Below are 22074 nucleotides of genomic sequence, written 5' to 3' on the forward strand. Positions count from 1 at the left end.
TTTGCTGCCTGTTCAAGAATATCTCGAGTTTGCCTATAGACCAGGCAAAAAAAGATAACGGTATAAAATGATAGTAAAATGAAACGCGCCTGAGCCATATCGGTGTGCGTAAGCTCAGGGCGTTCGTGGGCAATTAAAAGCTGGCGATTTCTTCCGGGGTCAGTTCACGCCATTCGCCTGGCGCAAGGGCATCAGTCAGCTCAATATCGCCAATGGAACGTCGATGCAGCGCATCTACGTGATTGCCTAACGCTACAAACATGCGCTTGACCTGATGATAGCGGCCTTCCGTGATGGTCAACTCGGCCTGGCGCGGTGATATAAAACGCAGCGTTGCTGGCTGGGTCGGCGTTTCTTCACCATCGAGCATGATGCCTTCTGCCACCTGGTTGATGGCCCACTCGGCCATATCACCTTCCATGGGCTCAGCAAGCTCAGCCACATACACCTTGGCGCAGCGATGGCGCGGTGACGTCACACGATGCGACCACTGGCCATCGTCGGTAAGCAGCAATAGACCCGTAGTATCGACATCAAGACGACCGACCGGTTGTAATCGCTCCGCCTTGGGAAGGTCAATCAGGTCGATGACCCTGGGGTAAAGCCCTCGCCTGGCGGTGCACTCCACATCGGCAGGCTTGTTCAGCATGATATAGCGTAGCCCTACCAGCGCCAGACGCGCGCCGTTAAGCAGCACCACGTCTTCTTGCGTATCAATATGCGTTGCTGCCTGCTTGATCGGCTCGCCGTTCAAGGTAACCTCACCGTTTTTTAGCGCGCGCTTAGCCAGGCTGCGCGTTAACGGGGTCGTTTCACTTAAAAAGCGATCAAGACGCATTATTGGCCGACTCCTGGGAGTAATGAAAATCGATCGGCGTCTTGCCAGGCAGGAAATTTTTCTCGAAAAGCATCTAGATCCGTTTTATTGAGGCATCCCGTTTCCACAAACGGCGTATGCGCTGAATGGTCGATAAGTGGCTCGCCTTTGAAATCAACCAGCATAGAGTCGCCGCTGTACGCCAGGCCTTTGGCATCTTCGCCCACGCGATTGACGCCAATCACGTAGGTCAGGTTTTCAATCGCCCGGGCCTGAAGCAAGGTGCGCCAGGGTTGACGGCGAGGTGCGGGCCAGTTGGCCACGCACAGCAGCGCATCATACTCGAAATGTTCGCCTTGTGCCGGTTGCTGGCGCAGCCAAACCGGAAATCTCAAGTCGTAGCAGACCGTGAGCAGTATTTTGAAACCGTTCAATTCGACAATTTCACGACGCTCCCCCAAGTCATAACGCTCATGTTCACCGGCCATGCGAAACAGGTGTCGCTTGTCGTAATAGGTCAGCTCCCCATCCGGCATGGCCCAGATCAGCCGGTTGTAGAATTCACCCCCATGCTGGATGGCCACACTCCCGGTCATGACGCACTGACGTGACCGGGCCTGATGCTTCATCCAGGCAACACTTTGGCTTTCGTCCATGGGCTGTGCCATCTCACGGGAGTTCATCGTAAACCCGGTGGCAAACATTTCGGGCAATACGATCAGATCAGTTTCCCGGTTATCTAGATCACCCAGCAGCTTCTCAAGGTGGGTGTGGTTGGCTTCCGGGTTTTCCCAGCGCAGATCGCACTGCACCAGGCTGGTTCTGAGTTGGCTCATCGAATCACTCCTTTACGCCGTTCATGTTGTCGCGTTTGTGTTAGATTAGCATTTTTAAATAATGAGGCTGCTATGCATCCCACTCCACCACGCGATCCCGAAGCCGTCAAAGGGGTCACCTTTGGTTTGACGGCCTATACCATGTGGGGATGCTTCCCGCTTTTTTTTGCGCTGTTTGATGGCGTACCGGCGGTCGAGATACTGGTTCACCGCATTTTGTGGTCATGTCTTTTCCTGGTGGGCCTTATTACCCTCCTACGCCGCTGGCCGCCGGTTGTCGCCGCCCTGGTGGAGCCCAGGCGTCTCGGCCGTGTTCTCGCCTGCGCCTTGCTGATTGGGTTCAATTGGGGAATGTATATCTACGCGGTTGAAACCCGCCAAGTACTACAGGCCAGTTTAGGTTATTTTTTAACCCCGCTGGTCAATGTGGCGCTGGGCATGCTGGTACTGCGTGAAGTGATGGCACGGTTGCAACTGGTGGCACTGGGGTTGGCCAGCCTGGCGATCGCCATTCAGTTTTTAATGCTGGGGGAATTGCCATGGATCAGTCTACTGCTGGCACTGAGCTTTGGAAGTTATGGCCTGTTTCGCAAACAGGTCCCGCTTGATGGCCTGTCGGGGCTTTTTGTTGAGACGTTGTTGCTATTCCCCGTTGCGCTGATCGCATTGGCAGGCTTTAGCTGGCAAGGAACATCCCACTTTTTAGGCGACACCCAGACAACGGCCCTGTTGATCGCCAGCGGGGTCATTACGGCCCTCCCGCTCATGGCTTTTGCGGGCGCTGCGAGGCGTTTGCGCCTCGCGACGCTTGGGTTTCTGATGTACATCAACCCCAGTATCCAGTTTTTAATCGCCCTGGCTGTTTTTGGAGAACCTCTCAGCCCTATCCAGTTGGTGACGTTTATCATGATCTGGACAGGGCTGGCCCTTTACTCTTGGTCTGCCTGGCAATCACGTCCCGGCCAGCTGTCGGCCAGGTAGCGCGGGCACATCGTCTTGATGGTCCAGAGCCTGAGAAACCGGTTCGCGCTCTGGCTGATAGCCGATACGGAAACCACCCCAGTGTCGGCCATTGATATAGATGGGTACTGACAGGTCATGCATGATCTCGCCCGTATCACGCTTATAGGTTTGCAGTAGCAGTGGCTTTTCGTGTGCACCACAGCGGCGCCCCGTCGGGTCGTCGAAGATACGCTTGCTGCGACAGAATTTTAAGTCGTGTTCAAAGTCGCCAGTGGGCGCACGGCTCACGGCTTGATTGTGGGTGGGCACATAGCCTTTCTTATCGCAGGTAATCGCGTAGCTCAACTCAAGTTGGGTAAGTAACGGTTCCTGGATATCGGGCAGATATTTATCGGTAAAGTCATCGAACGACGTTCGATACAGCGGTGGCCGAGTATCGGGGATCTGCTGATAGCTGGGCTGGAACAACGCCGCTTCGCTTAATTCGCCGCGTTTGAGGGCGTTCTCAAACAGTTTGCCCAACCGGTCGGCGGCTTTCCGCGCCGCATGAAAAACTTGTTGATGACGACCGTTGAGCCGCTGTTGCGCCAGCTCGCCATCAACACCTTCTGCCGCTTCCATCAGCGCACGGGCCTGATTCGCCAGGTCGTGCATGTCGCGGTTGCCTTCATCAACGTCTGCTTCCAGCTCGTGCAAGGTATCGGCCACGGTCTGGCTATGCTGACGGGTATTATCGATGGCGTCCGCAACGCTGCTGATTTCACTTTGCACTTGATCAAATTCCTGGGTAATGGTGCCCAGACTGGTACCGACGTGCTGCATGTCAGCGGACCGGTGGCTGATTCGACTCATCAGGCTCCCCATCGATGACACCACGTTTTGCCCGCTTTGATGCATATCCTTGACGAGCTCATCCACGCTTTGAGTGGCCGTCGAGGTCTTGTGAGCCAGGTTGCGAACCTCACCGGCCACGACAGCAAACCCTCGTCCGTGCTCGCCTGCCCGTGCGGCCTCAATGGAGGCATTGAGAGATAACAGGTGCGTTTGTTCGGCAATGTCTTCAATCATTGAGGTGACGTTGCGCACACGCTCGATCTTGTCGTTAAGCGCGGTCAGCATTTCCAGCGCTTGCTGGGACTGTTCGGACACATCGCTCATTTCCTGGATGATATCGGTGAGTGCTTCCTGATTGTGATGACTGGCTTCGCGGGCGCTTTCAGCGAGCGTGGCAACCTGAGAGGCGCTGGCACTGACCTGCATGATAGCCGTATTGATAGCCCCCATGCTGGCTGACGACTCTCGAGCCATTCTTTCCTGTTTAGTGAGACGCTGATCCATCAAATCTGCGTAGTGTGAAACTTCTGCCGAGGCGATCGCGGTGCTGCTGGCGCGCTTCATTAACCTAAACGCCATGGCGCGTAGCGACGCATAATCGGCCATTAACCGATTGACAGGTCGCCTGCTCTCCAACGACTGCTGATCTGCCTGGTATAGCGCTCCCCAGGCCATCAAAACACTCAGCCCCCCCGCAAGGGCCGCCAACCCCACCGCTACATATCCCCCAAATGTACTGAAAGACACCAGCCAACCCGCCAGTGCCAAGAGCACGATGGGAACCGCCCATTGAATGACACGCATAGTCAGTTCTCTTGTTATTAAAGTGGTAATGAGGCCCCAAGTCTTCCATTAGACTTATCGTAAGCTTACTAATTAATGAGGATTAAATAAGTAACACTTTGGGGGAAGGACGCCCCTCTGAAGATGAAATTACCGCAGGGTGCCGTAATTTGACTTATAACTTGTTAATATAATGACCTACATTCGCGTTAAGCTCTGACACAGCTTATCAATCCGATGAATTGAGGCGGATCGCCCCGGGAGCCCATGCTAAAGCGCTACTTGCCCATTCTGTCCTGGCTGCCTTACTACCATAAGCGGTTACTGGGAGCAGATTTACTTGCCGGCTTGATTGTCACCGTCATGGTCATACCGCAGTCGCTTGCCTATGCCCTTCTCGCAGGACTTCCGGCCGTGGTGGGCCTTTACGCCAGTATTTTACCGCAGCTGGTATATACCCTGTTTGGTACCAGCCGTACCCTGGCTGTGGGCCCTGTGGCGATTATTGCGCTAATGACCGGGGCTGCCCTTTCATCGGTTGCCTCTCCAGGATCTGATGCCTACCTGGAAGCCGCCTTGGTGCTGTCGATGCTTTCGGGGGGCATGCTGGTCGCCATGGGGCTGCTGAAAATGGGCTTTTTTAGCAATTTCTTGAGCCACCCGGTCATTTCAGGTTTTCTAACGGCCTCAGGTATTCTGATTGCGGTCAGTCAGCTTGGCAGTCTGTTGGGGATCGAAAGCAGCGGTTTCACTCTGGTGGAGCGTTTGATGACGCTCATCCCCAACCTGGATGCCCTCAACGTGCCCACCTGCCTTTTGGGGCTTGGCACACTGGTGTTTTTGGTATGGCTTCGTCGACATGGGAAATCGACACTCAAGCGCCTGGGGCTACCCAATAGTGCTGCCGACCTGGTCGCCAAGGCAGGGCCGGTGATCGCCGTGGTTGCTACCACCCTTGCCACCTGGTACTGGGGGCTTGCTGATCAGGGCGTCAATGTCGTCGGCGACGTGCCGTCTGGGCTTCCCGCTTTCAGCCTGCCGTGGGCTGATACCTCGTTATGGAAAGCGCTATTCATTCCGGCCTTGCTCATCAGCCTGGTCGGTTTTGTCGAGTCGGTGTCGATGGGGCAGATGCTGGCGGCCAAACGGCGCCAGCGCATTTCCCCCAATCAGGAATTGATTGGCCTGGGCGCAACCAACCTGGCCGCGGCCGTTACCCATGGCATGCCGGTGACCGGCGGCCTGTCACGCACGGTGATTAACTTTGATGCGGGCGCTCAGACGCCAGCTGCCGGTGCTTTTGCCGCGCTGGGCATTGCGCTGGTGACGATGGCGTTTACGGGATGGCTTTACTACCTGCCAATTGCCACCCTGGCAGCGACGATTACCGTGTCTATCCTGACCCTGGTGGATATCCCCATGCTGCGCCAGACGTGGCGCTATTCCCGCAGTGATTTCTCAGCCATGGCGCTTACCATCATCCTGACGCTTGTCGAGGGAATCGAGGCGGGTATTCTGGGGGGCGTGACCCTTTCCATTGCACTTTATCTATATCGTACCAGTCGCCCGCACAGCGCGCTTGTCGGGCGCGTTCCTGGCACCGAACACTTCCGTAACATTACCCGTCACGATGTCGAGACTGTCAGCCGTGTCGCACTACTGCGAATTGATGAAAGCCTGTACTTCGCCAATGCGCGCTATCTGGAAGATACGCTGTATAATCTGGTGGCCAGCCGCCCCGAACTGGAACACGTGGTATTGATTTGCTCAGCCGTTAACCTGATTGATGCATCAGCACTGGAAAGCCTCGACGCCATCAATGCCCGCCTCAAGGACGCAAGTGTCAAGCTGCACCTTTCAGAGGTAAAAGGCCCTGTGATGGATCAGCTCAAGAAAAGTGACTTTCTTGAGGCGCTCACCGGTCGCGTCTTTCTCAGTACTTACGCGGCATGGCGGGAATTCTCCCGGTAACACCTGCAAAAATGGTCTGCCTTTATTGGCCATGTTTCCTGATATAGTCCCGGGGGTCACGCGGGTAGTATCGTTCGGGCTGGCTTTCAAGGTGCGTAAAGTAGCGGGTATCTTTGTAAGGCATTTTCATGAATCCAGAGACCCCCAGACCTTCAATTTGGCTGACTGATGCGAGCATTTTCACCAGCAACGCACGAAATTCGCCCTCCCTGGAAGGGTCGAGAAGACGATAGTAGCTGTGAATCTTGAGGTGCTTGGGCAGCGCTTCAAAAATGATCATGCCGGTGTGATGAATCTCGTTAAGCTGTTTGAGCACCTGCATGATCGATTCTGGCAATGCTAATAGCTCTTCGGGATCGGGACCATCCTCGAAGTAGCTATGCTGACGAGTACGGTCCTCAAGTTCCGGAACGGCGCTCATTTCATAGCTGATCGCCATGCCGGGTTCGCAATCAAAAGCCTCTGACGCTGAACCCCGCTCCAGATGCAATGTTTGGCGGGCGTTAAACAGACAGCTCTTGAATACCCCTTGGCGATGGATCGCCCGCGCCAGGTGCACCATGTTATTGACCGCTTCGATAAACGCAGGCTTCAATGCCGGGTCGTGCAGGTTCAACGACGAATCGATATAGACCCCGTCGCGCTCCCAGCGTACTGCCAGACCGCCTACAACCGGGTACTTGCCCAGACGGCTCACCGAGGCCAGAAAGGCTTTTTCAGTTTCTCCCATCCCCTGCATGAACTGTTTGTAATAGCGATCCAGCTGCACATCGTTAACGTCGTTGAGGGTTTCAGGGGCATTGGCTTCACGCAGAAACGCCTTGCGAGAACTGTACACCACGGTGTCAATTTCCTGTTCAGCCGGACGCCCCCATACAGGTACCAGCGGTGATTGAACGCTACCCGGCAGGTCCAGCATCACCACACGAGCCATCCGGGGCATGGCGCGCAAAAAATAGTCACCCGCTTTGCGGCGTATTTGAGGATCTGGGTCGAGCATAGCGTCCAGCGTTCGGGCAAACTCCATGGGAAGCCCCAGCGAACTGGCAGGAATCGCGCGATGACCAAAGCGGCACGACTGGGCAGACGCCAAGGCATACAAGGTGCCCGCCACGCCCTGCTCGTCAAAGCGTGGCGACGAAAGTGCTCCATTGAGCTGTTCCTCGCCGATAAAATAGACATCGCCCAGTCGCGCATTGGTCTGTTGCAGGTTATCCGACATCAACTCCATCACATTGGCACCAACGAACTGCAATTGGGCATCGAGCTGGGCAAAGACGGATGAGCCCCAATCGATCAAGGCGATGGACTCGTCAGTCGGGTCAAAGACCAGATTGGAGGGTTTGATATCACCGTGGACGACAGGTCGCGCCTTGGGTCCGGACTCTCTGCGTAACGCCATGAGGATATCGGCTAACTGAGCGGCGATGCGTACGATCAGACGGGGTGACAGGCGCCCCTCCTTGAGCGATACCTGTTCAAGATTCAAGCCGGGCGCGCGCTCCATGACCAGAATCGACTGCCCCCGCGCGCGCTGGTAGGTGATCAGTCTAGGAATGAGCGGGTGAGATACCTGCTCCAGCATGAACGCCTCTTCTTCAAGGCGTTCCTGGAGGTGAATGGGCAGGGTAATGCGCGAGAACTTGAAAACGTAGTGCGCCGTCGCTCCCTGGATCGGCGCACTACCGGCAAAAACGAAACCGTAGGCACCCTTACCGATCAGTTCGATGTCCCGGTAGCCCAACTGGGAGAGCTGCTCCTGGCACAGCGCCACCCAGTCCTTGAGCTTGCGGGCATCGTGGTGGCTCAGCAGGTATACCGACTGCTCCTCGGGTATATAAAACTGCTGAAGGGGTGCCTGAGCCATGGGGTGCCTGCGTTATCCCAGATGCAACAACATGCTATCTGGGGCTTCCAGAAAGCCCTTCCAGGTATTACAGAAGCGCGCGATCGTACCGCCGTCGATAAAACGGTGATCCCCCGCCCAGGTAATCGTCATGATCGCACGCCGCTGGACCTCGCCCTGATCATCAAAACGCGGCAGCCACTGGGTTTTGCCAATCGCCACGATGGCGGCTTCCGGGGCATTAATGATCGGCGCCGCGTAGGTGCCGCCCAGCGCCCCAATGTTGGAAATGCTGATGGTGCCACCCTTGAGATCCGCCTGATCAACCCGCCCTTCTCTGGCCGCATGGGTTAAACGCCCAACTTCCCTGGCAATCTCCAGGAGCGTCAATCGCTCGACACCTTTGACATTGGGCACCAGCAAGCCAGCCTTGCTGTCCACGGCCATCCCGATATTGCAATGAGAGTAGTAGTGCAGCTCGTCGCCTGCTTGATTGAGCTGGGCATTGATAATCGGTGTTTCGGCAACCGCCAATGCCATCGCTTTCATGAAGAAAGGCATCAGCGTCAAGCGCTCCCCCTGGGCTTCTGCTACCGGTTTCAAACGTTCCCGCATGGCGAGAAGCTGCGTCGCGTCGATTTCCTCACCGTAATGAAAATGCGGAATCGTGCTGGCCGATTCCACCATGCGCTTGGCCATCATCGCCCGCATACCACGCAGTGGCTCGACCCGGCTCACTTCACCACTCCCTCGTGATGAAGAAGCCATCGAAACGGTCTCTGCAGGTTGATCAAGATGCGCCAGGACGTCTTCTTTGAGGACTCGGCCGTCTTTGCCGCTTCCCGCGATATCCGTGAGCTGCAACTGATGCTCTCTGACCAGCCGTCTGACGGCGGGGCTGGCAGGCACTTTCCCCTGAGTAACAACCGATGGGGTTGAGGGTGACGGCTGAGTTTCCGCCTGTTTTTCAGCAGCCGGGGGCTGACTGGACGACAACGCTTCTGAGCTATCATTCAATGCCCTTGCCTCATCAGCATCTTCACCCTCAGCCTGGTAGGCATAAAGGGGGGCATGGACCTTGGCAATTTGCCCCTGATCGACATACAGTTTAGTGACCACGCCTGCTTCATGGGCGGTGATTTCCACCAGCGCCTTGTCGGTCATGACCTCGACAATAGGCTGATCTTCTTCAATCCGGTCGCCTTCAGCGACGCGCCATTCGACCACTTCACACTCGACGATACCTTCGCCGATATCCGGCAACATAAAATCGCTCATTGTTGTTCTCCTCTGGCGTCAAAAATTAACGCTTTCACGAATCGCTTCAAAGATTTTCAGGTGGTCGGGTAGATACTCTTTTTCCAGCACCAGCGGGAAAGGCGTATCCAGCCCGGTCACCCGTGCAATGGGCGATTCCAGGTAGAGAAAACAACGCGCCTGAATCGTCGCGGCAATTTCACCGGCGAAACCACCGGTCAACGGCGCTTCATGGCTGACCACTAACCGACCTGTCTTGAGAACGGACTCGGCGACCGTATCTGCATCCCAGGGCAATAGCGAGCGCAGGTCGATGACTTCGCAGTTAATGCCCTGCTCCTCTGCCAACTCCACCGCTTTGCCAATCACTTCCATCTGCGCGCCCCAACCGACCAGGGTAATATCGCTGCCTTCCTTGGTGATCTCGGCCTCGCCGATGGGAAGCTGGTAATCGTTTTCCGGCACCTCGCCGACTGACGCGCGGTAAAGCCGCTTGGGTTCTAGAAACAGCACCGGATCCGGGTCACGAATAGACGCCAGTAGTAGCCCCTTGGCCTGATAGGGGTTGCGGGGCACCACAACCTTTAACCCAGGTGTATGGGTGAAGTAGGCCTCGGGGGATTGTGAGTGATAAAGGCCACCGGAAATCCCACCGCCATAAGGCGTCCGAATGGTCAGGCCGCCGACGTTAAACAGATCGCCCGAGCGATAGCGGAATTTGGCGGTTTCGTTAACGATTTGATCGAAGGCGGGAAAAATATAATCGGCAAACTGAATTTCAGCGACTGGAACCGATCCCTGAGCAGCCAAGCCATTGGCAAAGCCAATGATACCCTGCTCTACCAAAGGGGTATTAAAACAGCGGGCCTTGCCATATTTTTCCTGCAGGTGGCTGGTGGCACGAAAGACGCCGCCAAAAATCCCCACATCTTCACCAAAACAGATGACTTTTTCGTCTTCCGCCATGGCAATGTCGAGGGCGTTATTAATTGCCTGAAGCATATTCATTGTCGGCATTTTATTCGCCCCCCTGGGAGTCGGCATCGGTGCTCACACTCAGATCCAATGACTTGGCCCCACGCGGGTAAGCCTCCGGGTAGCGGCGGATATGCTGCTTGAGCTGGTCGAACTGCTGCTGCAACGCCGGGGTGACATCCGCATAGACATCGCTGATCAGGGAGTCCAGGGGCGGAGGCGAGCGCTTTTCGGCGCGCTTCATGGTGTCCAACACTTCACGACGCAGACGTTCCTGCTCGCTGGCCTCTTCGTCTTCGCTCCACCAGCCTTTGGCCAACAGCCACTTCTGCATGCGCAACAGTGGGTCTTTGATACGCCAGGCCTCTTCCTCATTTTTGGAACGATAACCCGACGGGTCATCGGAAGAGGAATGCGCGGCCAGCCGATACGTCATCGCTTCTATCAGCACGGGTTGATTGCGTTCAACGGCGATTTCACGAGCCTGTCGCGTGGCTTCATAGACCGCCAGTATGTCGTTGCCATCCACACGGATCACATGCATGTGATAACCAAAAGCCCGGGGGGCGATACCGTCGGCTGCAAACTGCTCTACCGCCGGCGTCGAAATCGCGTAGCCATTGTTGCGGCAGAAAAAGATCACCGGGACCTGGTGGACCGAGGCCATATTCAGCGCCGCATGAAAGTCGCCTTCAGAAGCCGCCCCTTCACCAAAGAACGTTAGGGTACAGTGCCCATCGCCCGCCATTTTCTGACCATAGGCATAGCCTGTCGCCTGGGGAATCTGGGTAGCAAGCGGCGAGGAAATGGTCATGTAGTGGAGCTTTCGCGACCCATAGTGAATCGGCATCTGGCGGCCTTTGCCATAGTCCAGCTCGTTGCCGAATAGCTGATTCATGAATTCATCAATGGAAAACCCGCGGTACATCAAGGCACCCTGCTCGCGATACTGCGCCATGATCATGTCGGCATCGTCGAGCGCCGCAGTGGCGCCTACCACGGCGGCTTCTTCGCCGGTGCATTGCATGTAGAAAGACAGCCGTCCCTGACGCTGGGCCGCCAACATACGCTCATCGAGAATACGCGTTGCCAGCATCGCATGATAAATGCGCCGGGCATGGTCTTTTTCAAGCGCAGGGGCATCAGCTTCGCTGTAGAGTTCGCCCTCGGGGCTCAGCAAACTGAAGGTGGGAATCGAAAATTCATCGCCTGTCAGGAAGACAGGCTGGTGTGCATGCTGTGTCATCATTATTGTCCTTGTCGTACCCCTTTTGAGGGCAGTGTTGTCGGTGATGACCTTTTATGCCAGTGGATTTATCTGACATTGGTCAACGCAACACCTGCGACAGTAACGCAGCTGAGACACTTTAGGGATTCGACTTAAGAGGTATAAAAGCGCGAACGTAGCCGTTCCTGAAGACGCTCGAACAGGCTATCGACGGTCAACGCCAGCAATGCGATGGTCAGCGCCCCCTGTATGATATAAGCCATGTTTCCGTTCACAATACCGGCAATGATGGGGTCACCCAGATTGCTCGCACCGACGGTGGCGCCGATCGCGGCGGTCGAGATATTGATGGTGATGGAGGTCCGAATGCCGGCCAGTATGACTGGGGCCGCCAGGGGCAACTCCACCTGACAAAGGGTTTGCCAGCCCGTCATGCCCATCGCGGCGGAGGCGCTTTTAACCTCTTTATCAACGCCCTGTATGCCGCCTAGTGTATTTCGAACGATGGGTAGCGCGCCATACAGCACCAGCGCAACAATGATCGGCAGTGTGCCAAAACCCAATGCCGGTACCGCCAGCGCCAGCACGGCAACCGGTGGAAAGGTCTGACCCAGTGAGGCGACTTGCGCCACCAGAGGTAAAAAATTACGTCCCCATTCCCTTGTCACGACAATCGCCGCCAACACGCCACTCGCCGTGGTAATCACGGCGGCCGCGCTGACCACAAGGAGGTGCTGCACCAACAGCGACGCTAAGCTGGCGCGTTGATAGACAACCTGACGGGCATCCGGCTCTATCACGCGTAGCACACCGTCAGCGTAAGGAAATCCCCAGACACACACCATTAAAAGCACCAGCCAGATAGCCGGCCACATCACCTGGTTAGCGCCGCGCGCCGTCAGCGAACGGCCCATGGCATTATGACTCACGCACTTTTCCTTGTTCCGGTTGGGCTTCCTTGACGATTTTGCGCAGTGTGAGCTCGCCTACCGGCACGTCGTGTTGGTCCACGACGGTAAGGCGATCCGTATGGTCACGCAGCATCATGGAAAGCCCCTGGCGCAGGGAAAACGCCGCGGGAATTCTCGATTGAGCAGGTAATGTTGGTCCCATCGGGGCCATATGGTCCTTTACCCGGGTCAATGCCGCCTGCTTCAGCCCGCGCTCAAGTCCGCCGAGCAACGATTCCACAAACGGATCCTGCGGATGCTGAAGCAGTGCCAGTGGCGTGCCCTGCTGAACAATATGGCCTTCACGCATCACGACCAGATGATCCGCCAGCTTTAGCGCTTCATCCATGTCATGGGTAACAAACACCACCGTTTTATGCATCTTTGCCTGGAGCCTGGCAAGTTCATCCTGAAGCTTTTCACGGGTAATCGGATCCAGTGCGCCAAAGGGTTCATCCATCAGCAAAATATCAGGGTCAGCAGCCAGCGCCCGCGCCACCCCGACACGCTGCGCCTGCCCGCCCGACAGCTGATGAGGGTATTTATGGGCGAATTCATCTTTCGGCAAACCCAGCAGGTTCATCAGCTCGTCAACTTTTGCCTGAACCTCTGCGGCGGACCATTTAAGCAGGCGTGGAACGAGGCCAATATTGCGAGCCACCGTCCAGTGGGGAAATAATCCTGTGTGCTGAATCACATAGCCGATGCGACGCCGCAACTTGACCGGGTCATAGGCGGCAATCGGTTGACCATCCAATATGATGTCACCCTCGCTGTGCTCGATCAGACGGTTAATCATCCGTAAAGTGGTTGATTTACCACAGCCCGACGTACCCACAAGCGCACAAAACTTGCCTTTTGGGATGTGCAGCGAAATGTCATCCACTGCGACAGCGTCGCCAAAACGTTTGGAAACGTGGGCGAGTTCGATCATTGGGCTTCTCCAGGCGGCACGGTATTTTTCGGCCGGAGGATATCAGACAAGGCCCCCAGTCCGGCGTCTGCTATGAGCGCCAGTATCAGAATGGGCAATGCGCCCAGTAACACCATATCCATCGCTGCCTGCCCCAATCCCTGAAAAATAAAAGCCCCCAGGCCGCCCGCGCCAATCAAGGCAGCAACCGCCGTAAGGCCAATAGCTTGGACCGATGTGATTCTTATACCCTCAATCAGCACCGGCAAGGCCAGTGGCAAACGTACCTGCCAGAAGCGCTGGCTATTGCGCATCCCCATCCCGCGTGCCGCTTCCAATGTTTCAGGACTGACTTGCTCAAGGGCAATGTAGGTGTTTCGCACCATCGGCAGTAGACTGTAAGCGACCAGCGCCAGCAAAGCGGGTGCCCAGCCAATGCCACTGACTCCCAGTTGAGACAACAGCGGCCACTGAGCCGCCAGCCAAGCCAGGGGGCCCAGCATTAAACCGAACAGGGCGATACTCGGAATGGTCTGCAGGAAATTGAGCACCCCAAAGGCGACTTTCTGAAAGTTTGCATAGCGGCGCATCAGCATGGCAAGGGATAAACCCAATCCAATACTGATAGCCACGGCGACACTCACCAGCGTTATATGTTGTCGCAAGGCGCGCCAGAATTCATCGTCCCGAGCGCGAAACTCCTGCCCCAACGCCAACGCCTCTAGCGCCCACATGGCACACAGCCACCAGACGATCGCAACGCCCAGAAGCATCAGGACAGTCCAACGCCGTGGCAGCGTTAAACGCAAGCGCAGCTCGATCCAGCACAGGAATAATAGAGATAGCATCAGCCAATAGGCCATCCCCATATTCAGTCGAGCTGGTGGCGCATCGCTACTGACCAGCCGGTCGCTGGCCACCATCAAACCAAACGGCATCAGGAGAAGTAATAGACAGACACCTACCAGGGCAACCTGATAGTTCTGTCGACTAGGCTGGAGAGACAGCAGCACCAGGGTGAGAATGACACCGCTGACCAGCAATGCCCCCAACCAGCCCACGGCTTCAACCAGACCAGCTCCCTGGCCGCTGACGATCCGGTTGGGGGAGACGCTGACGACATCGAACAGCCAAACGGCCACCAATAGGACGCTGAGGAGAACGACGAGAACACTATTGGGCCGCCACTGTCGCCAAGACATGCGCGGACTTGGCAAAGCATCCAGCAACGCCATTATCAGTCGTTATCCAGGCTATCGAGGTAATCGCCTGCGACATTACCGGGTGACATGCCGTTCACTGCCACGTCAGCGTTGAGTTTTTGCAGCGTTTCAAGATCCAGCGTGCTGAATACGTTCTCAAGCAACGGCGCGATATCAGGATACGCTTCCAATACGCTTTCGCGTACGACCGGGGCGGGTTGATAAATGGGTTGAACACCCCTTGAATCTTCAAGCACCACGAGGCCCAGCGCATTCAAACCGCCGTCGGTACCGTATGTCATCGCGGCATTGACGCCACTGGTCTGCTCGGCGGCTGTCCGCATGGTGGCCGCCGTGTTACCGCCAGAAAGCACCAGCAGTTGGTCTTCGCTGAGTTCAAACCCATAGGCTTGCTGAAAAGCGGGAAGAGCCTGCTCGGATTCAACAAATTCGGCGCTTGCCGCAAACTTGAACTCGCCCCCTTCGTCCAGATAAGCCGCCAGGTCATCGAGCGTTTCCAGGCCATTCGCCTCTGCGACGTCCTTTCGCACACTCATGGCCCAGGTATTGTTGGCACTCGCCGGACTTAACCACACCAGTCCCTGTTCGGCATCGAGTTCACGGACAGTTTCATACGCCTTTTCCGGGTCGTTCCATACATCGCTGCCGCCCATATCGAAGAAAAAGGCGCCGTTGCCGGTGTACTCGGGATAAAGGTCGATTTCCCCCGCTTGCAGGGCGCTACGTACAACACTGGTGCCGCCCAACTGCAGGCGGTCTTCAGTGGGGATATCGTTACGCTCCAGCGTCTGTATGATCAGTTCACCCAGCACCGACCCTTCCGTGTCGATTTTTGACGAGACTACCACAGGGTCATTGGCATTAACCGATGATAGCGGTAACAGGCTGAAACATCCGATGGCGATGGCCGATTTAGTCGCAAAACGCATTGTCATCATCCTTTTGGCAGAGTTTGGTAGGAGTATATGCCCCTCGTGCGTTGAAGTCAGACGCCCTTCGAATCCACAGCGCTATCTAAACCATCGCTTGGCCCTGCTTAAGAAGCAGACTCGACGACCCAGGTGGTGCCTTCTCGGGAATCTTTAAGAATAATCCCCAGCGCCGCCAGTTCGTCGCGGATGGCGTCGGCTTGAGCAAAATCCTTGTTGGCTTTGGCAGCCTGACGCTGGGCAATCTTTTCGTTGATGGCCGACTCACTCAGCGCGAGATTGTCTTGCTGCGAGCCTTTGAGAAACGCCTCTGGTGATTGCTGGAGAAGCCCCAGCACGCCGCCCAGCTGTTTCAATTCAACGGCCAGACCCAGGGCTTTTTCAGGTGCATCGGATTTAGCACGGTTAACATCACGCGCCAGGTCAAACAAGACCGCCAACGCTTCGGGGGTATTGAAGTCATCGTCCATGGCTGTGGTAAAACGCTCGCGATAGTGGGCAACCGCCGGATCATCGCTCGCGGCGGCGGCATCAACTGGCACGCCCTCCAACGCCGTATAAAACCGCGTCAATGACTTTCTGGCTTCTGAAAGCGAATCCAGTGAGTAGTTAATCGCACTTCTATAGTGGCTGGCGACCAGCAGAAAACGGACCACTTCGGGGTCGTGCTCAGCCAGCACTTCACGAATTGTGAAGAAGTTTCCCAGCGACTTCGACATCTTTTCCTGGTCAACACGGACGGCCCCAGCGTGCATCCAGGTATTCACATAGGTCTTGCCGGTGGCCGCTTCAGACTGTGCGATTTCATTTTCGTGGTGAGGGAAGGTCAGGTCCGGGCCACCTCCATGAATATCGAAAGTGTCGCCCAGGCAGCAGGTCGACATTGCCGAGCATTCAATATGCCAACCGGGGCGGCCATCTCCCCAGGGAGATGGCCAACTGGCCTCGCTGGGTTTGGCCGCCTTCCACAGCACGAAATCCAGCGGGTCCTCTTTATGAACGTCTACGTCAACGCGGGCGCCTGCGCGCATGTCATCCAACTGGCGATTATTCAGCTTGCCATAGTCAGCGAAACGGCGAACGCGGTAATACACATCGCCGTTGTCGGCCGGATAGGCAAAGCCTTTTTCAATCAACGTCTGGATCATGGCGATAATATCGTCGACATGCCCGGTTGCCCTGGGTTCATGGCTGGGCGGCAACACACTGAGGCGCGCCTCGTCCTCGTGCATCGCCGCAATCATGCGCTCGGTCAGCGCTGAGATAGTCTCGCTGTTTTCATCGGCACGCTTCAGGATCTTGTCGTCAATATCGGTGATATTGCGCACATAATTGACTTCATAACCTCGCTCCCGCAAGTAGCGCGTAATGACATCGAACGCCACCATGACGCGGGCATGGCCAAGGTGGCAATAGTCATACACCGTCATGCCGCAGACATACATACTCACCTTGCCCGCCACCAGCGGGGTAAAAGGCTCTTTGCGACGTGTCAGCGTATTGTAAATATGCATGTGCCGATTCCTTAACCTTTCTGTTTGATTTTCGCCCAGCTGTCCTTGAGCCCGACAGTACGGTTGAACACCAGATGGTCTGGCGTCGATACATGCCGATCAGCACAGAAATAACCCACACGCTCGAACTGGAAACGCGCTTCAGGTCCTGCATCCGCCAGGCTGGGTTCGCCGATGGCGTGGCAAACCGTCAGTGACTCGGGGTTCAGATGGTCCAGAAAGTCGACATCTTTGTCCCGGTCAGGCTGCTCCACCATGAACAAATTATCATAGAGACGCACTTCCAACGGGATACCATGGTCGACACTGACCCAATGGATGACCCCTTTCACTTTTCGACCCTCGGGGTTTTTGCCCAGGGTGTCAAAATCAACCGAGCAGCGCAGTTCGGTTACCTCCCCAGCGTCATCCTTGATGACCTCATCGCAGCAGATAACATAGCTATTGCGCAGGCGGACTTCTTTGCCCGGCGCCAGGCGGAAGAATTTTTTCGGCGCATCTTCCATGAAATCATTCTGGTCGATGTAGACCTCACGGGTTAATGGCACTTTCCGCACCGGCATGTCGTCACGCGCCGGGTGGCCTGCCACTTCATATACTTCCTCGTGATCGTCAGGCACGTTGGTCAGCACCACTTTCAGTGGCTTCAATACACACATCGCACGCGGCGCATTATCTTCAAGGTCCGAACGAATCGCGTGGGTCAGCATGGCGATATCCACCAGGCCGCCATCTGCGCGGGTAACGCCAATCATCTCGCAGAACTTGCGGATGGCGGCGGGTGTATAGCCGCGGCGACGCATGCCAGAGATAGTCGGCATACGCGGGTCATCCCAGCCGTCGACGATCTGTTCGTCCACCAGCATTTTAAGCTTACGCTTCGAGGTCAGCGTGTAGTTCAGGTTCAATCGGGCAAACTCGATCTGACGGGGTTTGGTGGGTACCGGAAGATGATTCAAGAACCACTCGTAAAGCGGCCTATGGTCTTCGAACTCCAACGTGCAGATCGAGTGGGTAACCCCCTCGATGGCATCAGACTGCCCATGGGTAAAATCGTAAGACGGATAGATTTTCCACTTGTCGCCGGTTTGATGGTGGCTGGCATGTCGGATTCGATACAGGATCGGATCACGCAGGTTGATATTGGGCGATGCCATATCGATTTTCGCACGCAGCACCTTTTCCCCCTCAGCAAACTCTCCCATGCGCATCCGCTCGAGAAGATCAAGGTTCTCCTCCGCGCTACGCTCACGGTAAGGACTCGGCTGGCCTGGCTCGGTTAGCGTACCGCGGTATTCGCGAATCTCGTCAGGCGTCAGGTCATCAACATAGGCTTTATCTTCACGAATCAGGTGTTGCGCCCAGGCATATAGCTGGTCGAAGTAGTCAGAAGCAAAACGCACCGCCCCTGCCCACTGGAAGCCCAGCCAACTGACGTCCTCTTTAATCGCGTCAATATAGGCCTGCTCTTCTTTAGCAGGGTTGGTGTCGTCAAAGCGTAAATGACACTCACCACCCATCTGTTCCGCCAACCCAAAGTTCAGGCAGATCGACTTTGCATGGCCGATGTGCAGGAAGCCATTGGGCTCAGGGGGAAAGCGCGTCACAATCTTAGTGACCTGGCCGCCCTCGATTTCGTCGCGTACTTGGTTGCGAATGAAGTTCGGCGCTGGGGTGGTCTCGTTGGTCATGGTGGTGTTGATAACCTCGTGGTGGATGGCATGCTTGGCGTCGTCTGCCTACTCTAACGGTATAGCGCTTCGCGGTGCCAAGCAAAACCGGTATTATAACGTGACGCCGATGCACAGCGCCAAGGCGAACGCCTTTATTGAACAGGAATTTATCTATGATCGTATTACAGACGAACCACGGCGACATCACGATTGCGCTTAATCACGAAAAAGCCCCCGTCACCGCCGCCAACTTCGAGCAGTACGTTCGCGATGGTTTTTACGATGGCACCCTTTTTCACCGTGTCATTGATGGCTTTATGGTCCAGGGCGGTGGCTTTGACCAGGATTTCAATCAAAAACCCACCCGTGATGCAATCGAAAACGAAGCGGATAACGGGCTGAAAAATACCCTGGGCACCCTGGCGATGGCACGCACCCAGGACCCTCACTCCGCTACTGCTCAGTTCTTCATTAATGTCGGTGATAACAGTTTTCTGAATCATAGCGGCAAGAATTTGCAGGGTTGGGGTTACGCCGTTTTTGGTGAAGTCGTCGACGGTATGGACGTGGTCAACGCCATTAAAAACGTCAGCACCACGCGTCGCGGTATGCATGCCGACGTACCCGCCGAGGACGTTATCATCGAGCGCGCCTATCTCAAGGAAGCAGAATAATCTCCGGGAGCTATATGCGTACCCTGCTAGTTGCTGATATGCATTTAAGTCATGATACCCCTGAGATCAATCAGGGGTTCTATGATTATTTAGCCCATACCGCCAGAGGAGCGGATGCCCTGTACATTCTGGGCGATCTGTTTGACGCCTGGATCGGTGATGATCTCCTCGATACGCCTCACCCACTGGGCGCTGTCGCTCGCGAGGTCATTCAGCAATTACACCGGCTTAGCAGCGATGGAACCGCGATATATTTTATTCACGGCAACCGTGATTTCTTGCTGGGCCAACGCTTTATTGACGCCTGCCAGGCGACACTGCTTTCCGAGGTCGAACAAATCGAGCTCCAGGGCGTGCCTGCCGTCATCTTGCACGGCGATAGCCTGTGCACTCGGGATGAGGCGTATATGGCATTTCGCCAACAATCCCGGGACACTGAATGGCAAGCTCAGATACTCGCCATGCCGCTGGATCAACGCTTGGAATTGGCCAGCAGCCTACGCCTGCAGTCGGGAGATGCCAATGCCAAGAAGGCAGATGCCATCATGGATGTTACCCACGATGAGGTGGTAGCGCTGATGGAAAAGCATGGTGTCACAACCATGATTCATGGCCATACCCATCGCCCCAAAGTGCACGATTTAACCGTGGAAGATGTTCCTGCAAAACGCTTCGTGCTTGGCGACTGGGATGCCAGTCACGGTTGGGATATTGTGGTCGAGAAAACAGACCATACTACCCCTCGGCTGCGGCAGTTCCCCCTTAACGACCCACCGCCTCCCTAGCGGCCACTATAAAAAAAGCCGATCCCTTGGATCGGCTTTTTTGACGGTACGTGCTTAACGCCCAAGTATCATCGCTCAATCTCGGCGTCACTACGCAGGTCTTCAACAAGCCCCTGAATAATCGCCTGCGCGCGCAATTGCTGGGCCATTTGAGCGACAAACCGCTCGCGCTCTTCATCCACATCACCCGCCGTGACTTCGTCAAGCGCAAGGACCGCAACGCCAGTAGGTAGAACTGCCGTTTGGTAGGTGCTTTCGCCGTCATCGGGATGGGGCATCCGGAAAGCAGCTTGCACGATCAGTTGAGAAGCCGTGACTTCATCCTGGCGGCGTACATTGTTGGCTTCCAGCCATTGCCTATCAATCGACTCACCCGCCTGAAGGCGTGCCACCATGTCTTCGGCTTGCGACTGAAGCCGCTCCTGTTGCCGCTTGGCGCGTACCGCTGCCTCGACCTCATCGCGCACGTCATTTAGCGGCAACTGAGTCTGCTCACGATGGTCAGCAACGCGAACGACCAATCGACGGTCTTCATCGAGCTCGATCACTTCGCTGTTATAACCTTCCTCCAGAACGTCGTCACTGAAGGCCTGCTCCATGACGCCTGGCTCAAATAGAACGCTACTACCTTGGTCATTCCGGGACAGCCAGTCGCTTTCTTCAAGGGTTAGCGAAAGGTCTTCGGCGACGCTTTGCAAGTCATCGGCGGCAAAGCTCTCGTCGATGAGCTGCTGAACCTTATCGTTAAACGCATCATTCACTTCGTTCATCGCGACATCTTCACGCAGCGAATCCCGCTGGTCCTCAAACGCCGGACGCTCAATGTCGGTGACTTGAATGATATGCAAGGCGTTGTCCATTTCGACAACCGATGACGTTTCCCCCTCATCAAGAGAAAATGCCGCCTCATCAAAGGCTTCACCAAAGAAGCCAGGGCTGATCGTGCCGAGGTCGCCGCCTTCTTCAGCACTGGCCGTATCATCAGAATAGCGGAGTGCCGTATCGGCGAAAGACTCGCCGTCTTCAAGGGCTTGTAGCGCTTCATCCGCCCGCTGCTGAGCTTCATCGCGATTGCGCTCATCACCGAATGTAATCATGATGTGCGAAACGCGACGATCTGCGTCTTCGGTCCGCTCTAGCCAGGCTTCTCGCAGTGCCTCTTCATCCACATCGACGTTATTTGCCATTTCTCGACGGTCGACCAGAACATACTCAAGACGCACCTGTTCTGGACGTTCAAACCGATCAGCATTGGCTTCATAGTAGGTTTGAAGCTCATCGTCGCTGATCTCGATACCCCCCTCGAGGTCATCTTCATCCAACATCACGTAACGAAAACTGCGCTGTTGACGTTGAAGTTCTGCCAGACGCTGACGTTCGTTATCCAGCGTGAAGTCACTAAACGCGAGGCCTTGCTGAAGCTGTTGACGTTTAACGTCCACTTCCAGTTCCTCACGAAATGAAAGAGGGGTATAGCCAGCACCTGATAGGCGGTTGCGAAATATGTCGGGCGAGAATCGTCCGTCTTCATCCTGGAATTCAGGAATCCCCACAATGAGCTGGTCGACTTGATCTTCGGATACGTACAAGCCGCCTTCTTCTGCGTATTGGGTAAGCAGTGTTTGTGTTACCAGTTCATCCCTTATGTCATTGCGCAGTTGACGCTCTTGCTCAGGAGGGACCTGGCCCGAACGCATAGCACGCTGAACTTCCAATTCAATCTGTTGGCGCATGATGGGCTCGCCATTCACGCTGATTTCCTGATTCGGGTCGTCACCGAACAGACCAAACAAAGATTCCACACCGAAAAGCGCCATGGCAGCCACCATGACCCCGATAATAATCTTGGCTCCCCAGCTTCTGGATCCATTCCGAATACTTTGCAGCATGTTTTCCTCAGGCA

18 protein-coding genes are annotated in these 22074 nt (G+C 55.6%); 4 read left to right on the top strand and 14 right to left on the bottom strand.

Features of this window, described 5'->3' with window-relative positions; all coding sequences use genetic code 11:
- Nucleotides 1–133: 133 nt before the first annotated feature.
- Together R3F64_RS03350 and R3F64_RS03355 are read right to left on the bottom strand one after the other, a co-directional pair.
- Nucleotides 134–838, bottom strand: a complete 705-nt coding sequence (locus tag R3F64_RS03350) for a pseudouridine synthase (protein WP_085918618.1) — start codon at nucleotides 836–838, stop codon at nucleotides 134–136.
- On the bottom strand, nucleotides 838–1653 hold the full coding sequence (locus tag R3F64_RS03355; RefSeq protein WP_332609750.1) for an amidohydrolase: 816 nt from the start codon (nucleotides 1651–1653) through the stop codon (nucleotides 838–840). The genes R3F64_RS03350 and R3F64_RS03355 overlap by 1 nt, the downstream gene beginning before the upstream one ends.
- A 72-nt stretch (nucleotides 1654–1725) precedes the next feature.
- Here R3F64_RS03355 and rarD point away from each other — a divergent pair, with 72 nt between their 5' ends.
- Nucleotides 1726–2634: an EamA family transporter RarD gene (gene rarD, locus R3F64_RS03360; protein WP_332609752.1), complete on the top strand. Its 909-nt coding sequence runs from the start codon at nucleotides 1726–1728 to the stop codon at nucleotides 2632–2634.
- Here the strand turns inward: rarD and R3F64_RS03365 are convergent.
- Nucleotides 2605–4254, bottom strand: coding sequence for a methyl-accepting chemotaxis protein (locus R3F64_RS03365; protein ID WP_332609753.1), 1650 nt, complete (start codon nucleotides 4252–4254; stop codon nucleotides 2605–2607). The genes rarD and R3F64_RS03365 overlap by 30 nt on opposite strands.
- A 246-nt stretch (nucleotides 4255–4500) precedes the next feature.
- Between R3F64_RS03365 and R3F64_RS03370 the strand changes: the two genes are divergently transcribed.
- Nucleotides 4501–6204, top strand: coding sequence for a SulP family inorganic anion transporter (locus R3F64_RS03370; protein ID WP_332609754.1), 1704 nt, complete (start codon nucleotides 4501–4503; stop codon nucleotides 6202–6204).
- Nucleotides 6205–6226: 22 nt separating this feature from the next.
- On the opposite strand, the gene R3F64_RS03375 is transcribed toward R3F64_RS03370, so the two are convergent.
- The 10 genes from R3F64_RS03375 to R3F64_RS03420 all read right to left on the bottom strand — a co-directional run bounded on the left by R3F64_RS03375 (nucleotide 6227) and on the right by R3F64_RS03420 (nucleotide 18730).
- Complete coding sequence (locus R3F64_RS03375) at nucleotides 6227–8071, bottom strand: protein kinase domain-containing protein (RefSeq protein WP_199285284.1); 1845 nt, start codon at nucleotides 8069–8071, stop codon at nucleotides 6227–6229.
- A gap of 12 nt (nucleotides 8072–8083) precedes the next feature.
- Nucleotides 8084–9328: a 2-oxo acid dehydrogenase subunit E2 gene (locus R3F64_RS03380; protein WP_332609755.1), complete on the bottom strand. Its 1245-nt coding sequence runs from the start codon at nucleotides 9326–9328 to the stop codon at nucleotides 8084–8086.
- Nucleotides 9329–9346: 18 nt separating this feature from the next.
- Nucleotides 9347–10324, bottom strand: coding sequence for an alpha-ketoacid dehydrogenase subunit beta (locus R3F64_RS03385; RefSeq protein WP_332609757.1), 978 nt, complete (start codon nucleotides 10322–10324; stop codon nucleotides 9347–9349).
- Nucleotide 10325: 1 nt separating this feature from the next.
- A complete protein-coding gene (locus tag R3F64_RS03390) occupies nucleotides 10326–11528 on the bottom strand; it encodes a thiamine pyrophosphate-dependent dehydrogenase E1 component subunit alpha (protein ID WP_332609758.1) in 1203 nt (400 codons plus the stop codon).
- Nucleotides 11529–11662: 134 nt separating this feature from the next.
- Nucleotides 11663–12424, bottom strand: coding sequence for an ABC transporter permease (locus R3F64_RS03395; RefSeq protein WP_332609827.1), 762 nt, complete (start codon nucleotides 12422–12424; stop codon nucleotides 11663–11665).
- A gap of 4 nt (nucleotides 12425–12428) precedes the next feature.
- Nucleotides 12429–13394, bottom strand: coding sequence for an ABC transporter ATP-binding protein (locus R3F64_RS03400; RefSeq protein ID WP_085918626.1), 966 nt, complete (start codon nucleotides 13392–13394; stop codon nucleotides 12429–12431).
- Nucleotides 13391–14608 (bottom strand): ABC transporter permease, encoded by a 1218-nt coding sequence (locus tag R3F64_RS03405; protein ID WP_332609761.1) that lies wholly within the window; start codon nucleotides 14606–14608, stop codon nucleotides 13391–13393. Before R3F64_RS03405 ends, R3F64_RS03400 begins: the two co-directional genes overlap by 4 nt.
- Before the next feature lie 2 nt (nucleotides 14609–14610).
- The gene (osmF, locus tag R3F64_RS03410; protein WP_332609763.1) at nucleotides 14611–15525 is read right to left on the bottom strand and encodes a glycine betaine ABC transporter substrate-binding protein OsmF; all 915 of its coding nucleotides are present in this window, start codon (nucleotides 15523–15525) and stop codon (nucleotides 14611–14613) included.
- Nucleotides 15526–15632: 107 nt separating this feature from the next.
- Nucleotides 15633–17039 carry a cysteine--tRNA ligase gene (gene cysS / locus R3F64_RS03415; RefSeq protein WP_085918629.1) on the bottom strand — a complete coding sequence of 469 codons (1407 nt, stop codon included), beginning with the start codon at nucleotides 17037–17039 and terminating at the stop codon, nucleotides 15633–15635.
- 11 nt (nucleotides 17040–17050) lie between these two features.
- Nucleotides 17051–18730, bottom strand: a complete 1680-nt coding sequence (locus R3F64_RS03420) for a glutamine--tRNA ligase/YqeY domain fusion protein (protein WP_332609765.1) — start codon at nucleotides 18728–18730, stop codon at nucleotides 17051–17053.
- Between the two features lie 155 nt (nucleotides 18731–18885).
- On the opposite strand from R3F64_RS03420, the gene R3F64_RS03425 reads away from it, so the two are divergent.
- Together R3F64_RS03425 and R3F64_RS03430 are read left to right on the top strand one after the other, a co-directional pair.
- A complete protein-coding gene (locus R3F64_RS03425; RefSeq protein ID WP_085918632.1) occupies nucleotides 18886–19386 on the top strand; it encodes a peptidylprolyl isomerase in 501 nt (166 codons plus the stop codon).
- A gap of 14 nt (nucleotides 19387–19400) precedes the next feature.
- A complete protein-coding gene (locus tag R3F64_RS03430; RefSeq protein WP_085918633.1) occupies nucleotides 19401–20171 on the top strand; it encodes a UDP-2,3-diacylglucosamine diphosphatase in 771 nt (256 codons plus the stop codon).
- Nucleotides 20172–20239: 68 nt separating this feature from the next.
- On the opposite strand, the gene R3F64_RS03435 is transcribed toward R3F64_RS03430, so the two are convergent.
- A complete protein-coding gene (locus R3F64_RS03435) occupies nucleotides 20240–22060 on the bottom strand; it encodes a SurA N-terminal domain-containing protein (protein ID WP_268901205.1) in 1821 nt (606 codons plus the stop codon).
- Nucleotides 22061–22074 lie beyond the last annotated feature (14 nt).

Origin of the sequence: Halomonas sp. 5021 (assembly GCF_036663435.1) — a bacterium.
GTDB lineage: Bacteria > Pseudomonadota > Gammaproteobacteria > Pseudomonadales > Halomonadaceae > Vreelandella > Vreelandella janggokensis.